The 13,155-nt window shown below is 68.5% G+C and carries 12 protein-coding genes, 1 tRNA gene and 1 pseudogene; 8 read left to right on the top strand and 6 right to left on the bottom strand.

Annotated features, from left to right (window positions below; translation table 11 throughout):
• Nucleotides 1–4 precede the first annotated feature (4 nt).
• Nucleotides 5–2,359, top strand: a complete 2,355-nt coding sequence (locus tag FQY64_RS04850) for an argonaute/piwi family protein (RefSeq protein WP_146472573.1) — start codon at nt 5–7, stop codon at nt 2,357–2,359.
• Complete coding sequence (locus tag FQY64_RS04845; protein WP_146472572.1) at nt 2,356–3,594, top strand: PD-(D/E)XK nuclease domain-containing protein; 1,239 nt, start codon at nt 2,356–2,358, stop codon at nt 3,592–3,594. The genes FQY64_RS04850 and FQY64_RS04845 overlap by 4 nt, the downstream gene beginning before the upstream one ends.
• Nucleotides 3,595–3,716: 122 nt before the next feature.
• Here the strand turns inward: FQY64_RS04845 and FQY64_RS04840 are convergent.
• Nucleotides 3,717–3,884 (bottom strand): annotated as a pseudogene (locus FQY64_RS04840) (integrase core domain-containing protein); the annotation flags it as partial.
• Nucleotides 3,885–3,949: 65 nt separating this feature from the next.
• On the opposite strand from FQY64_RS04840, the gene FQY64_RS04835 reads away from it, so the two are divergent.
• Nucleotides 3,950–5,082, top strand: a protein-coding gene (locus FQY64_RS04835) for an IS3 family transposase (protein ID WP_146472571.1) whose coding sequence is annotated in 2 segments (ribosomal slippage) — nt 3,950–4,205 and nt 4,205–5,082 — 1,134 coding nt in all. Because the reading frame shifts where the segments join, the coding sequence is not laid out codon by codon here.
• Nucleotides 4,989–5,228 carry a DUF2188 domain-containing protein gene (locus tag FQY64_RS15240; RefSeq protein WP_276508304.1) on the top strand — a complete coding sequence of 80 codons (240 nt, stop codon included), beginning with the start codon at nt 4,989–4,991 and terminating at the stop codon, nt 5,226–5,228. Before FQY64_RS04835 ends, FQY64_RS15240 begins: the two co-directional genes overlap by 94 nt.
• A gap of 294 nt (nt 5,229–5,522) precedes the next feature.
• Here the strand turns inward: FQY64_RS15240 and FQY64_RS04825 are convergent.
• Nucleotides 5,523–5,598: transfer RNA gene (locus tag FQY64_RS04825), tRNA-Ala, on the bottom strand.
• 146 nt (nt 5,599–5,744) lie between these two features.
• Between FQY64_RS04825 and FQY64_RS04820 the strand changes: the two genes are divergently transcribed.
• Entirely contained in the window at nt 5,745–6,038 is a 294-nt protein-coding gene (locus FQY64_RS04820) for a hypothetical protein (RefSeq protein ID WP_146472570.1), read from the top strand.
• A 33-nt stretch (nt 6,039–6,071) separates the two neighbouring features.
• On the opposite strand, the gene rnd is transcribed toward FQY64_RS04820, so the two are convergent.
• Nucleotides 6,072–7,169, bottom strand: coding sequence for a ribonuclease D (rnd, locus tag FQY64_RS04815; RefSeq protein WP_146472569.1), 1,098 nt, complete (start codon nt 7,167–7,169; stop codon nt 6,072–6,074).
• Nucleotides 7,170–7,286: 117 nt separating this feature from the next.
• Here rnd and FQY64_RS04810 point away from each other — a divergent pair, with 117 nt between their 5' ends.
• Both FQY64_RS04810 and FQY64_RS04805 read left to right on the top strand, forming a co-directional pair.
• Entirely contained in the window at nt 7,287–9,104 is a 1,818-nt protein-coding gene (locus tag FQY64_RS04810; protein WP_146472593.1) for a formylglycine-generating enzyme family protein, read from the top strand.
• A gap of 64 nt (nt 9,105–9,168) precedes the next feature.
• Nucleotides 9,169–10,089 (top strand): M48 family metallopeptidase, encoded by a 921-nt coding sequence (locus FQY64_RS04805; RefSeq protein ID WP_146472568.1) that lies wholly within the window; start codon nt 9,169–9,171, stop codon nt 10,087–10,089.
• Nucleotide 10,090: 1 nt separating this feature from the next.
• Here FQY64_RS04805 and FQY64_RS04800 read toward each other — a convergent pair whose 3' ends face one another.
• Nucleotides 10,091–11,017, bottom strand: coding sequence for a LysR family transcriptional regulator (locus FQY64_RS04800; RefSeq protein WP_146472567.1), 927 nt, complete (start codon nt 11,015–11,017; stop codon nt 10,091–10,093).
• Between the two features lie 99 nt (nt 11,018–11,116).
• Between FQY64_RS04800 and FQY64_RS04795 the strand changes: the two genes are divergently transcribed.
• Nucleotides 11,117–11,716, top strand: coding sequence for a short chain dehydrogenase (locus FQY64_RS04795; protein WP_146472566.1), 600 nt, complete (start codon nt 11,117–11,119; stop codon nt 11,714–11,716).
• Nucleotides 11,717–11,723: 7 nt separating this feature from the next.
• Here the strand turns inward: FQY64_RS04795 and FQY64_RS04790 are convergent, their stop codons facing one another.
• Complete coding sequence (locus tag FQY64_RS04790; protein WP_146472565.1) at nt 11,724–12,713, bottom strand: c-type cytochrome biogenesis protein CcmI/CycH; 990 nt, start codon at nt 12,711–12,713, stop codon at nt 11,724–11,726.
• Nucleotides 12,713–13,150: a cytochrome c-type biogenesis protein gene (locus FQY64_RS04785; protein WP_146472592.1), complete on the bottom strand. Its 438-nt coding sequence runs from the start codon at nt 13,148–13,150 to the stop codon at nt 12,713–12,715. The genes FQY64_RS04790 and FQY64_RS04785 overlap by 1 nt, the downstream gene beginning before the upstream one ends.
• Nucleotides 13,151–13,155: the final 5 nt, after the last annotated feature.

Genomic DNA, 13,155 nt, shown 5'->3' with positions numbered 1-13,155 from the left:
GTTCATGCTGGAAACGACGCAACGGAAGATTTTGACGACTGACCAGAATCCTGATGGTGCGCTGTTTCTCAACGCAGCGTTCCTCCATTTTGGTGATGTCGTTGTCCATGTTGACGTGCTTTCTCGACCAGAAAACCTTTCGGAACTTCGCCGCAAGCATCGGGCAACGCACGTATTTCGCGCAACTCGCGATTTGGTCTTTGCAGCTCCAATCATTGAAGGCGCGCCACGCCTCAGCGGCGAACAGACGAAGATCTCGCTTCGAGACGATCCGGAGATGGCCTGTCATCTGTGGCGTGAAGCACTATTGCGACGATTCTTCGAGCGCAAACGCGAGATCATCAGGGGTGTTCCCGTTCAGGTGCTGTCGCGAGCGGCTGGTGACGCGCTTGGGGCCGGCAAAGATTGGGAGAGCAAGAGCACATGTCCGAGCGTTCTGAGCGCGATCGATGCTCGCGTGGCGTATGGATTTTCTGCACAGGTGTTCCGTCCTCCAAGTCAGTCCGAGCATCAAATCGCGCTCCCTGTTGTCGTTCTCGATGTCTTTGTAGTCGAGCAGATTACTGCCTCGGTAGCGGAGCTTGTGGCGCAGGGTGTGGACTTGCGGCATGTCTACGTCGGCGAGCTGGAGCCTATTTCTGATGAGCGCGTACTTCCAGAGCTGAAACTTCGTGGGCTGCTGCGCGACGTAATTCAGGGCATCGCAACAGTCGAGGCAGATAATGGACGGATCGAGAAGATCGACGCGAGTAAGCTCCGAGTTGAAGCAACACGTAAGAATATTCGTCAGTTGCTTGAACACGCCTTAGGGCACGGTCGCTGGGTGCGTGCAAGCGAAGATATGAAAGCGCGCGCTGCTGCTGTCCACGAGGGGGCGTCTTGGGTGAAGCGTTTGCAGACGGCCCATGACCTTCTGCGAAAGGACCCTCTTGAGATTGTCCCGGGCATTCAGGTGACGGTAGGCGATCTCGTAAATCCCGCAAGATGGCCGAATGGAAACGCTACCGTCCGACGAGCTGAGCCCGCCATCTATGTATTTGACGCTGCAGGTCGGAAGGTCCACGAATCAGCCAGTCACGGGATCGCAGCACACGGTCCATACAGCCGATCAGCGTCAATCCCACGAGGTCCGCGAGTTTGCCTTATATGTCAAGCATCGCAGCAGGGCGTGGCTGAGCAGTTAATGTACAAGTTCCTGCATGGAATTCAGGGCACTGTATTCAGTCGCGGATTTCTTCGAACGTATGGATTCGAGAACTGTCAGCCTGTCCCCTTTACCGCGCGCGATGGTTCAGCCCGCGCGTACCATGAGGCCGCACAGCGAGCTTTGCAGGCGGCGACTGAGAGCAAGCAGCCATGGGATCTCGCCTTCGTGCAGGTTGAAGACCGGACGCACCAACTGCGTGGTGATGACAATCCTTATCTCGTAACGAAGGCGTTTTTCCTGACGCAGCAGATTCCGATTCAGCAGTTCCGTTTCGAAACGGCCCAAACTCCGGATGCGCAGCTCGCCTTCACACTGAGTAACATGGCGTTGGCCACCTATGCGAAGCTTGGTGGAATTCCCTGGCTACTTCGTGCTGACCCGACAACGACGCATGAACTGGTGGTCGGGATCTCCAGCACCTGGGTTCGTGAGAGCCGCCTGTCGCAAGGGGAGAGGCTCGTCGGCATAACTACCGTCTTCAGCGGCGATGGGTCGTATTTCCTGCATACCGTGTCGAAGGCTGTCCGCTACGAAAACTACTCGGAAGCGATGCTTGAGTCACTGCGCACATCTATTGACCGAGTGCGCAGGGAGCGCAATTGGCAGAACGGGGAGCGCGTTCGTCTGATATTCCATGCGTTCAAGCCCCTCAAGGATGCGGAGGCCATCGCCGTCAAGCGACTGGCGGAAGACCTCTCCGACTTCCAGTTGGAGTTCGCATTTCTTCATGTAGCTAGCGATACTAGCCTCCAGCTCTTCAATAGTAACTCGCAAGGGGTACCGATCGGAAAGACCGACAAGGTTAAGGGACGCTACGTGCCAGAACGTGGTCTGATGGTGGCACTTTCCGATCGTGACTTGCTGTTGTGTGCCACCGGGGCAAAAGAGCTCAAGCGCTCGACAGACGGCGCTCCTGTTCCGCTTCGGTTGTACTTGCATCGCGCCTCGACGTTCCGCGATCTCCAATATTTGGGGCAGCAGGTATTGATGTTCGCGAGCCACTCCTGGCGCGGCTTCCAACCAGCACCGATGCCTGTAACGGTTAGCTACTCTCAGCTCATCGCGCGGCATTTGGGTAGGCTTGCAAAGACGACTCGTTGGAACCCTGATGTCCTTTGTGGCCGTATCGGCACCACGAGGTGGTTCCTATGACCGGTCTGACTGAACTGCTCATCGGCGATGCTGAAAAGATACTGCGACGAGAGGCTGAAAAATTGCGCAGCGGCACTTCCCTCGACCGACTGCTTGCTGGCTGGTTGTTGCCAAGCACGTATAGTTCCCAGGCGAATGCCGTCGCGCAGTCGATCGTCAGCCAGTGGCGTGCGGCCAAGCAAGGAGGCGCTCCTCGCTCATATCAGTTGGTAGGGGCTCTGGCGCTCGCGACATCATTGGGCTCCGAAGACCTGGAACGCCGAGACGCGTTTAACGATGGACTCGACTGGGCAATGGGAACCGCGACAGAGGTTGACGGTACGCCTGTTGGATTGGCCGCTGACCCATCTGCAGTGCTAGCTGTAGTGACGGCGCTTCTCGCAACCAGCGACCACCACCGCCTGGTAACGATGCACTCGTGGCTGGCCTCAGTGATCGACAAGTTTGATGCACGCCTCGGACTATGGGAGCGCGCCCAACTGCACGTGGCAGCCCATCTACTGGGTGAGAAGAGGCTCCCTCCGCCGGAGCTTGACAGCCTTTTCTGCGTCACCCGGGTGGCTGTGGCGCCAGCTGGAGAACCGGTCTCTCCAAGCGAGTCAAGAACGATCGTGGCAGCGGTACTCGAGCACTACGCGCAGGTTGATGCGATTGGTGCTGCGCTGCTTCTTGCTTCACTGCAGAGAACGAAGGCGACGTTGGTGGGAAGTGTCCGTACTGACACCCTAACCGTCGACGATGTGCTTGCAATACTTCGCGGCATTACGCGATCGCTTCGGGACTGGACCTGGGAAGAGCAGGCTCGCACAAAAACGAGCGTCACTCGGCAGTGGCACATTGACCACGAGTATCACGTGCAGAATCTGCTGTGGGCGGTGCTAGCGCCCGTCTTTCCTGACTTGACGAGCGAAGATTACTCAAAGAAGGTTGGTTTCACTCAGCCGAGAGCTGACCTCGTGATTCCCTCGTTGAAGCTCGTCATTGAGGCAAAATTCGCGCGCGCGTCGGATAGTCTCAAGGAAATCCAGCGTCAACTTGCGCAGGATGCCGCTATGTACTTCCCAAAGGGGAGTCCTTGCGAGCACATGATCGCATTCGTTTGGGATGATGGTGCGCGCACCGAGGAACACGACACATTCACGAAAGGTCTGGAGCAGTTGAACCATGTCGCGGGCGTAGTTGTCGTGAGCCGGCCTGCCAAGATGCGACAGCAAACTCTTGCCCCTGTCCGGTAAGAGTTCGGACCAGATTCTCGCAGTCAATGTTGCGCGACAAGATTGAGGCCCGATACCAACACCGGGCAATTGTGCCTACGCTCAGGGAATGCATCTCGTTCATCGGCGCGACGGGAGAGCCGCTAGCTGTGAAGCTTCAATAGGTTGTTTCGGCGGAGCGCCAAGCGGGTGATGGGTGGCTGACCGCCGAGTGCGCTGTGTGGGCGGTGACAGTTGTAGTGATGCAGCCAGTCCTGCAGCGCCTCGCGGCGCTGCTGCGACGTGGCATAGCTCGTGGCATAAGCCCATTTGACCTGCCCCCGCTGAGCCGTACCACTCCAAGCTAGGTAGAGTCCGTCACCAAGAGAGGACGGACATGCGCAAGAGTCGCTTCACCACGGAACAGATCATTGGCTTTCTCAAGCAGGCCGAAGCCGGCATGGCGGTATCGGAGTTGGGCCGGCAGCACGGCTTCAGCCCGGCCAGCTTCTACGCCTGGCGCGCCAAGTACGGCGGCATGGAAGCGGAGGACGCCAAGCGCCTGAAGGAGCTCGAGTCCGAGAACGCGCGGCTCAAGCGGTTGCTGGCCGAAGCGCATCTGGACATCGAGGCGCTGAAGGTCGGCTTTGGGGTAAAACGCTAGCCCCGCAGCGCAAGCGCGAGGCGGTCCGTCGCATGCTCGAAGCCACGGCAGTGAGCGAGCGACGGGCCTGCCGCCTTGCGGGGCTGTCCCGCGATGCGCTCCGCCACCCGCCCGGGCAGGCGCCTGCGACGCAGGCGCTGTCGGCGCGGATCATCGAGCTGGCGCAGGTGCGCCGCAGGTTCGGCTACCGCCGCCTGCACGACCTGCTGCGTCCGGAGTACCCGGCTGTGAACCACAAGAAGGTCTACCGCCTGTATCGCGAGGCGAACCTGGCCGTGCGCCGTCGCAAGAAGGTCCGCAGGCCGCCGAGCGAACGCCAGCCGTTGTCGTCTGCAACGGCGCCCAATGCGGTGTGGAGCATGGACTTCGTCAGTGACGCGTTGGCTAATGGGCGCCGCCTGAAGTGCCTGACCGTCGCCGATGACTTCACCCATGAGTGCGTCGATATCACGGTCGACCATGGCATCAGCGGCGCCTACGTGGTGCGGGTGCTGGACCAGGCGGCGCGGTTCCGCGGCTACCCACGTGCCCTGCGTACCGACAACGGGCCGGAGTTCACCAGCCGCGCCTTCATCGCGTGGACGCAGCAGCACGGCATCGAGCACCTACTGATCGAACCCGGACGGCCCATGCAGAACGGCTACATCGAGAGCTTCAACGGCAAGTTCCGGGACGAGTGCTTGAACGAACACTGGTTCACTTCACTTGCCCAGGCCCGCAACGTCATCGCCGAGTGGCGCCGGGACTACAACGAGGTTCGACCACACAGCAGCTGCGGACGCATCCCACCCGCCCAATTCGCTGCCAATCACCGCACCCAAACCCACCAGGCCGAAGTACCCTTCAACCCCGGGCTCTCCCAGTAACTGGTGGTACGGCTACTGGGGGCAGGTCAAACCGCGCGCGGGGTATCGCCATCAACCAACGAAGCGAGTTGTTCATCCAGGGCCGAGACGGGCAGATCCGCGAACGCAATAGCTACGGCGACGATCCGTTCCCGCCGAAGGGATGACTTTGGATCTGGCCTGGCGCGTTGCGTAGCAGGTCTGCTCGTGCAGACACGCAGGCGAACCGCTCGCGGCGGCGCACGCGCAAGTCACTGGCGCAGAAGGCCGTCTGCGTGCGCTTCCGCCAAGAAGTTGGCGCCGGTTTTGAGAGAACAGAGAGCGGAAGAGAGTCGAACCGGGCGCGTTCCGGCCGCCGCGGCAGCAGGGGCGAGCACACACAACATTGGCCGGAACCCCGCGCAGCGTCGCGGAACCCGGAAATGAAAACGCCCAACCGATGAGGGTTGGGCGTTAGGTATTGGTGGAGCGGAGGAGGATCGAACTCCCGACCTTCGCATTGCGAACGCGACGCTCTCCCAGCTGAGCTACCGCCCCACGAAGGCTGCGCAGTGTAGTCGGCCGGCGTCGCGAATGCAAGGTTGGCGGCGGCGCTGCGGCCGCGCACGGCGCCTGTGTCATGCTCGCGTTCCGCATGCCGGGCCGGTCGCGGACCGGCCGTCCGCATCCATCACGAGGACGCAGTGAGCATTCCCGACGAGCAACTGAAGCGGCTTCTTCTGCAACTGGCCGAGCTGAGCGCCAAGAACGTGCAGCTCATCCAGGTGCTGGACGAACATCTCAACGGCCAGGCGTGGGTGCTGCGCAAGTTCGCCGAGGCGGTGATGACCGCGGCCCCGGAGGTGCGTCCGCACGTGCGCCAGGCGTTCGCGACCCTGCTGGCGTCTCCGGACGCCATTCCCGGCGAGTTCGCGCGCGAGCTGACCGAGCATCTGCACCGCGCGGCGGCGGCGTCGGAGGACGCGCACGGCGCGTGACGGCATCGCCGGCGCGGCGGCGCCTGCCGGCGATCAGTCGACGGGCGTCTCGAGCAGCGGCGCCAGGTGCGGCTCGAGCTGCTCGCGGCGCCAGCCGGCCAGCGCGGCCGGCCAGCGGCCGCTGTCGAGCAGGGCTTCCAGCCAGCGCTTGGACGCCAGCACGCCGTCGGGCAGGCCGAGTTCGGCGCTGCGCTGCGCCACCGCGTCCTGCAGGCGCCGCAGCCGGGCCTTGTCGCGCTGTTCGGCCTGCGCCGCGTCGGGCGCGTCGGCTTCGTCGGCGTGCGGCGTCACCAGCGCCTGCCAGATCGCCTCGCCGAGCCGCCGGGGCGATTTGGGATGGGCGTCGAGCATCGACTGCAACGTCTCGCGATCGGCCGGGTTGCGGCGCGCCAGGGCGACCGCCAGCTCGTTGTCGAGGATCCAGCTCTTGGGCTTGTCGCTCTCGCGCGCGTAGACGTCGCGCCAGCGCAGCAGGCGCAGCAGGCGGCGCTGGGCGTCGCGGTCGAGGAACTGCGCGGCGCGCAGCGTCAGATGCGGCCAGCGCTCGGGCGCTTCGTGCTCGGCGTTGTGCAGCGCGCGTTCGGCGTCCTCGGCGAGCCACGCCTCGCGCCCGAGTTCGGCCAGCCGCGCGCGCAGCGCGTCGTGCAGGGCGAACAGGTGGCGCACGTCGTCGGCGGCGTAGTGCAACTGCGCCTCGCTGAGCGGACGCCGCAGCCAGTCCGAGCGCGTCTCGCCCTTCGGCAGCGCGACGCCGGTGATCCGCTCGACCAGCTTCTGGTAGCCCAGCCCGCCGCCCAGCCCGGCCAGCGCCGCGGCGAGCTGGGTGTCGAACAGCGGGCGCGGCAGCGCGCCGCAGGCGCGGCGGAAGGCGATCAGATCCTCGCTCGGGCTGTGCATGATCTTCGGCACGCGCGCGTCGGTCAGGATCGCGGCGATCGCCTCGGGCATGCCCGGCTCGAGCGGGTCGACCAGCAGGATGTCCTCGTCGCGCTCGCCGAAGGCGATCTGCACCAGCGCGAGCTGAGGCCAGTAGGTGCGCTCGCGGATGAACTCGCTGTCCAGTCCGATGCGCGGCGGGGGGGCGGCGAAACGGGCGGCGAGGTCGGCGGGGGTGCGGATCCAGACGGGCATGTATCGGATGAAGGGCGGTTGCCGCGGCGGCCGACAATAGCCTACTTTCGCGGCGGTCGGCGTCGCGCCACGCAGGAGACAGGCTTGCGCGCAGATCGTGTCCCCACCCTTGCCGCGATGGCGCTCGTGCTCGCGCTGGCCGGCTGCGAGCGCGCGCAGGACGGCACGCGCGCCGGACCCGCGCAGGCGCCGGCCGGGGCGCGCGCGCCGAGCGTGACGATCAGCGGCGACCAGGCGATCTGGCCGGTGCCCGCGTGGCAGCCGGCGCCGGTGGCGGTGGACGGGACCAACGCGCGCGAGCTGCGCAGGCAGGCGCGCGCGGCCCTGCGCGAGGGGCGGTTGTACGAGGATGCCGAAGCGGCTTTGCCGATCCTGCTGGCGCTGCGTCGCCAGGCCCCCGAGGACGAGGCGGTCGCCGCCCTGTTCGACGACGCGCTCGATGCGCTGCTGGCGCGCGGCGAGGACGCGCTGGCGGCGGCCGCGTCGACGCCGGATGCGGCGCACACGGCGTTCGAGATCGCGGCGGTGGCGCGGGTCGTCGCGCCGTCCGATCCGCGCGTGATCGCGTTCCTGCGGCGCACCGACCGCGCCGAGGAGGTCGAGCGCGTGCTGCGCGAGGGCGAGCGCGCGCTGGCGGACGGGCGCATCGGCGAGACCGGCGGCGGCGCGGTGGCGGCGTTCCGCCGCGCGCTGGCGCTGCGTGCGGGCGACGTCCGCGCGCAGCAGGGCCTGGCGGCGGCGGAAAGCGCGCTGATCCGCCGGGCCGAGCGCGCCGCCGCCGAGGGCGACTTCGATCGGGCGGAGGTGTGGCTGGGGCACGCGGAGAAGATCCGCCCGGAGATGAGCACCGTCGCCGACGCGCGCCGGCGCATCGCGCTGCAGCGCGCGGTGCGGATCGGCCAGTTGCGCGACCGCGGCCTGTTCGCGCTCGCGCGCGAGGACGGCATCGACGAAGCGCGCCGCTACCTCGAACAGATCCTGCGCATCGCGCCGGCGGCCGATTCGGCCGCGGTGGAGCTGCGCGAGCGCATCGAGCTGGCCACGCACTACGGCCTGTTCCGTCCGGGCCAGGCGTTCACCGATGCGATGAGCAGCGGCGGACGCGGACCGACGATGGTGGTGATTCCGCACGGTGCGTTCCGGATGGGCGCGCCGGCCGGCGAGGTGCATTCCACCGACGCGGAACGGCCGACGCGCACGATCCGTTTCGACCGCGGCATCGCGATGTCGCGCACCGAAATCACCGTCGCCGAGTTCCGCCGCTTCGTGCAGGCGACCGGGCACCGGCCGCGCTCGACGCGGCGCGGCTTCTCCACCGTGTACGACGAGCGCACCGGCAACTTCGTGCGCCGTGGCGGGGTCGACTGGCGACACGATTACGCGGGCCGCATCGCCCGCGACGACGACCCGGTGCTGCACGTCAGCGCGAAGGACGCCTCCGCGTACGCCGAGTGGCTGGCGGCGCAGACCGGCGAACGCTACCGGCTGCCGAGCGAGGCCGAGTTCGAGTACGCGCTGCGCGCCGGCGCCACCGCGCCCTGGCCGTGGGGGCGGGGCTCGCCGCCGCCGCGCGCGGGCAACTTCACCGGCGCGCTCGACGTTTCGCCGAGCGGGCGCCGCTGGACCAACGCGTTCGCCGGCTACGGCGACGGGGCCTGGGGCCCGGCGCGCGTGGGCAGCTACCGGCCCAACGGGTTCGGCGTGCACGATCTGGCCGGCAACGTGAGCGAGTGGGTGGCCGACTGCTGGCACCGCAGCTACCGGCGGGCGCCGCGCGGCGGCGCCGCCTGGTTCAACCCCGGTTGCCGGACGCGGGTGGTGCGCGGCGGATCGTGGGCGAGCGCTCCGGCCGAAACGCGGTCGGCCTGGCGCCAGGGGCTGGACGCCGACACCACCGGCGCGCGGATCGGTTTCCGGGTGGTCCGCGATCTCTGAGGCCGCCGTCTTCACGCGACCGCTTCCATCCTCGGCGGTCCGGAACGGGATACGGAGCGGTGCGATGCGGATCGGCGGTCTGGGCGGGCGGCAGCAGGGCGAACGCCGGCGCGGCGGCGTTCGCTGGTGGATCCTGATCGTGTTCGCGATCTATGCCGTCGTGCAGTGGTTCGTCAGCGCGCAGCCGGACCCGTACACCGGCGAGCAGGCGCGCTACGCCGGCGCTCCGGACGAGGACGTGCAGCTCGGCGCGCAGGCCTACGCCCAGGTCGTGCGCGACGCCAGCGCGCAGGGCGCGCTGCTGCCGCCGGAGTCCGAGCCGAGCCGCCAGGTGCGGGCGATCGCGCAACGGCTGATCGCGCGCGTCCCCGAGGTCAGCACCGACCTCGCCGCCGAGCACGGCCAGACCGCGCCGACCCATTACCGCGACTTCCAGTGGGACGTCAGCGTCATCCAGTCCGAGGACGCCAATGCGTTCTGCCTGCCGGGCGGCAAGATGGCGGTCTACACCGGCCTGTTCCCGGTGGCGCAGACCGAGGACGCGCTCGCGGTCGTGATGGGGCACGAGATCGCGCACGCGCTGCTGCGCCACGGCTCGCAACGGCTGGCGCAGCAGAAGCTGGTGCAGATGGGCCAACTGGCGACCGTGCTCGCCACCGGCGACATGGACCCCCAGCAGCGTCAGGTGGTGATGGGCGTGCTCGGCGCGGGCGCGCAGTACGGCTTCGTGCTGCCTTACGGGCGCGAGCACGAAAGCCAGGCCGACGAGGTCGGGCTGATGCTGGCCGCGGCCGCCTGCTACGACCCCGCGCAGGCGATCCCGCTGTGGGAGCGGATGTCGCAGCTCGGCGGCGGCGCGCGGCCGCCGGAGTTCGCCTCCACCCATCCCGACCCGGCCAACCGCATCCAGCGCCTGCAGGCGCTGCTGCCGAAGGCCGAGGCGGTGCGGCGCAAGTACTGCAGCGGCGCGACCCCGCGGCCCTGAATCAGCGCAGCAGCCCCGCGTGCTCGGGGCGCTGGAACCAGGCGATGACGAAGTCGCGGAACGCGCGCGAGCGTTGCGGCAGGTGTTCGCGGCTCGGGTAGACCAGCGACACCGGCGTGACCGGCAACTGCCAGTCCGGCAGCAGTTCGACCAGCCGGCCCGCGGCCAGCTCGCGACCGACGAGGTAGCGCGGCAGCCGTGCCATGCCCATCCCGCGCAGCGCGGCGCGGCGCATGCCGATGAAGTGGTTGATCGCCAGCGTGCCGCGGATCGGCACCGTGACCACCGCCGTGCCCTGTTGCAGGGTCCACTGGCCGTCGTCGCGGAAGTGGTTGTTGCGCAGCGCCTCGAGCGCGGAGAGCTGCGCCGGCTCGCGCACGCCCTCGGGCGCGTGGCGTGCGACGAATCCGGGGCTGGCGACGATCGCTTCGCGGACCACGCCGAGCGGGCGCGCCACCAATGACGGGTCCAGCGTGCGCGCCATGCGGATGGCGAAGTCGTAGCCCTCGCCGATCAGGTCGCGCTGGCCGATCGAGAGGTCGACGTCGAACCGCACCTGCGGATGCTGCGCGCGGAAGTCGGCAAGCAGGTCGACCAGGAAGCCGTCGCCGAACGAGGTCGGCGCGGTGATGCGCAGCAGCCCTTCGACTTCGGTGCGCACGGCCGATACCGCGCGCTCGCCGTCGCCGATCAGATCGCGCGCCTGGCGGGCGTAGTCGAGGTAAAGGCGCCCGGCCTCGGTGAGCGCGACGCGGCGCGTGGTCCGGTGCAGCAGGCGCACGCCGAGCGCGGTCTCGAGGTCGCGCACCTGGCGGCTGACGTAGGCCTTGGAGACGCCGAGACGATCGCCGGCGCGGGTGAAGCTGCCCGTCTCGACCACCGCCAGCAGGGCGAGCGTCTGCTGGAAGCGCAGGCTGATCGTTTCCATCGGGTTTACGGTCTGTCGTCTTTCGGGCCGATTATCCGCCGATCGGGCACGAATAGAGTGGCCGCCGTGACCAATCCGGTCCGGTTCTGGAGACAAGCGATGAAGATCCTTCTGGTGGGCGCGCACGGCACGGTCGGGCGCGGGGTGGCGGCCGAACTGGCGCAGCGGCACGAGATCGTCGATGCCGGCCGGCGTGGCGCCTCGGTGACGCTGGACCTGGCGGACGCCGACAGCATCCGGCGGGCGCTGGAGTCGGTCGGGCCGGTCGACGCGATCGTCTCGGCCGCGGGGCAGGTGGGCTGGGCGCCGCTGCTGGAGCTCACGCCCGAGCAGTGGGCCTTCAGCGTGGCCAACAAGCTGATGGGGCAGGTCAACCTGGCGCTGGTCGGGCAGGCGTACCTGCGCGATGGCGGTTCGATCACGCTCACCTCGGGCGTGCTGGTCGACCAGCCGGTGCGGTACGGCGCCGCCGCCAGCCTGGCCAACGGCGCGATCGAGGCGTTCGTGCGCGCGGCGGCGATCGAACTGCCGCGCGGGCTGCGCATCAACGCGGTCAGCCCGGGCGTGCTGCTGGAGTCGATGTCCGAGCTGGGCCCGTTCTTCCGCGGCTTCGAACCGGTGCCGGCGGCGCGCGTGGCGCTGGCCTACAGCCGCTCGGTGGAAGGCGCGGAGACCGGGCGGGTCTACCCGGTGCGCTGACGGCGGCTCAGCGCCCCAGCACCAGTTCCACCGGCGCGCGCGCCGGCAGCCGCACCCGCACCGGTGCGCTCTCGACGTCGCCCGCCTGACGCGCGGCATCGCCGGAGCGCGACAGGCGGGCGAGGACTTCGACCTCCTGCAGCGACGACAGCCGCGCGGTCGGCATCGGGCCGTCGCCGTCGTCGAGCGTGACCTCGAGCGGGAAGCCCCCCGCGGGCCGCTTCTCGACCGCCACCGGCATCGGCGCGCCCGGCTGGCGGGCGATCACGAACAGCGTCGCGCCCTCCGGCATCCGCGCGGCAAACGCCGGGTCGAGCGCGACGCGCACGGTCAGCGCCTGCGCCGCCGCATCGCGGGGCAGCGGCGGCAGCCCGGCGTCGGCGCGGGCGAGATCGATCTGCTCGCGCAGGCGGGCCGCGGTCTGCGGCGGGACCGCGGCCAGCAGCGGTTCCCACGTGCTCGCGGCTTCGGCCGCCCGGCCGGCCTGACGCAGCGCGATGCCGAGGAACCAGCGCGCGCGCTGGTGCTGCGGCTGGACCTCCAGCGCGCGCCGGAGCAGGGCCACCGCCTCGGCATCGAACCGCAACTGCGGCGAGGCCTGCGCGCGCGCCTCGGCGGCCTCGACCAGGGCGTCCGGATCCTGCGGCCGCAGGCGCGCGGCGCGGGCGAGCGCGTCGCGGGCCTCGGCGCGGCGGTTCTCGGCGGTGTACGCGCGCCCGAGCAGGCGCCAGGCTTCGGCCTGGTCCGGCTCGCGGCGGACTTCCGCCTCGAGCTGCACGATCGCCTCGGCCAGCGTGCGCGGCGTGCGCGCCTGCGCCGGATCGAGCGCGCGCGGCGTCCCCACCAGCACGTAGAGCGCGCCGGCGGTGACGGCGAGAACGCCCACCGCCAGCGCGCTCGCGACCGGCCGGCGCCGCCACAGCGGCATCAGCACGTAGCCCAGCGCCAGCACCGCGAGGATGCCGGCGGCGAGGATGAAGGCGGCCGTCGGCGACATCACCACTCCTGATCGTCGGTGGGGGCGGGGGCCGGCGCGGCGGTCCCGGCGCGGCGCCGCACGATGCGGAACACCGTCCAGCCGCCGAGCAGCAGCACCAGCGCCGGGCCGAACCACAGCAGCCAGGTCTTGGCGTCGACCGGCGGCCGGTACAGCACGAACTCGCCGTAGCGCGCGACCAGGAAGTCCTTGATCTCGGCATCCGACTTGCCCTGCCGCATCAGCTCCAGCACCTCGCGCCGCAGATCCACCGCGATCTGCGCGTTGGAGTCGGCCAGCGACTGGTTCTGGCACATCACGCAGCGCAACTCGCTCACCAGCGCGTGGAAGCGGCGCTCCTCGGCGGCGTCGCGGAACTGCAGCGGCGCGGGGTCGCCCGCCGGCTGCGCGGCCGCCCACGGCGCGAGCAGCGCCAGCGCCAGCAGCAGGGCGCGCAGCGAGG

The organism is Vulcaniibacterium thermophilum, assembly GCF_007923255.1.
GTDB classification, from domain to species: Bacteria; Pseudomonadota; Gammaproteobacteria; order Xanthomonadales; family Xanthomonadaceae; genus Lysobacter_F; species Lysobacter_F thermophilum.
This window is presented reverse-complemented; position numbering and strand designations above follow the sequence as displayed.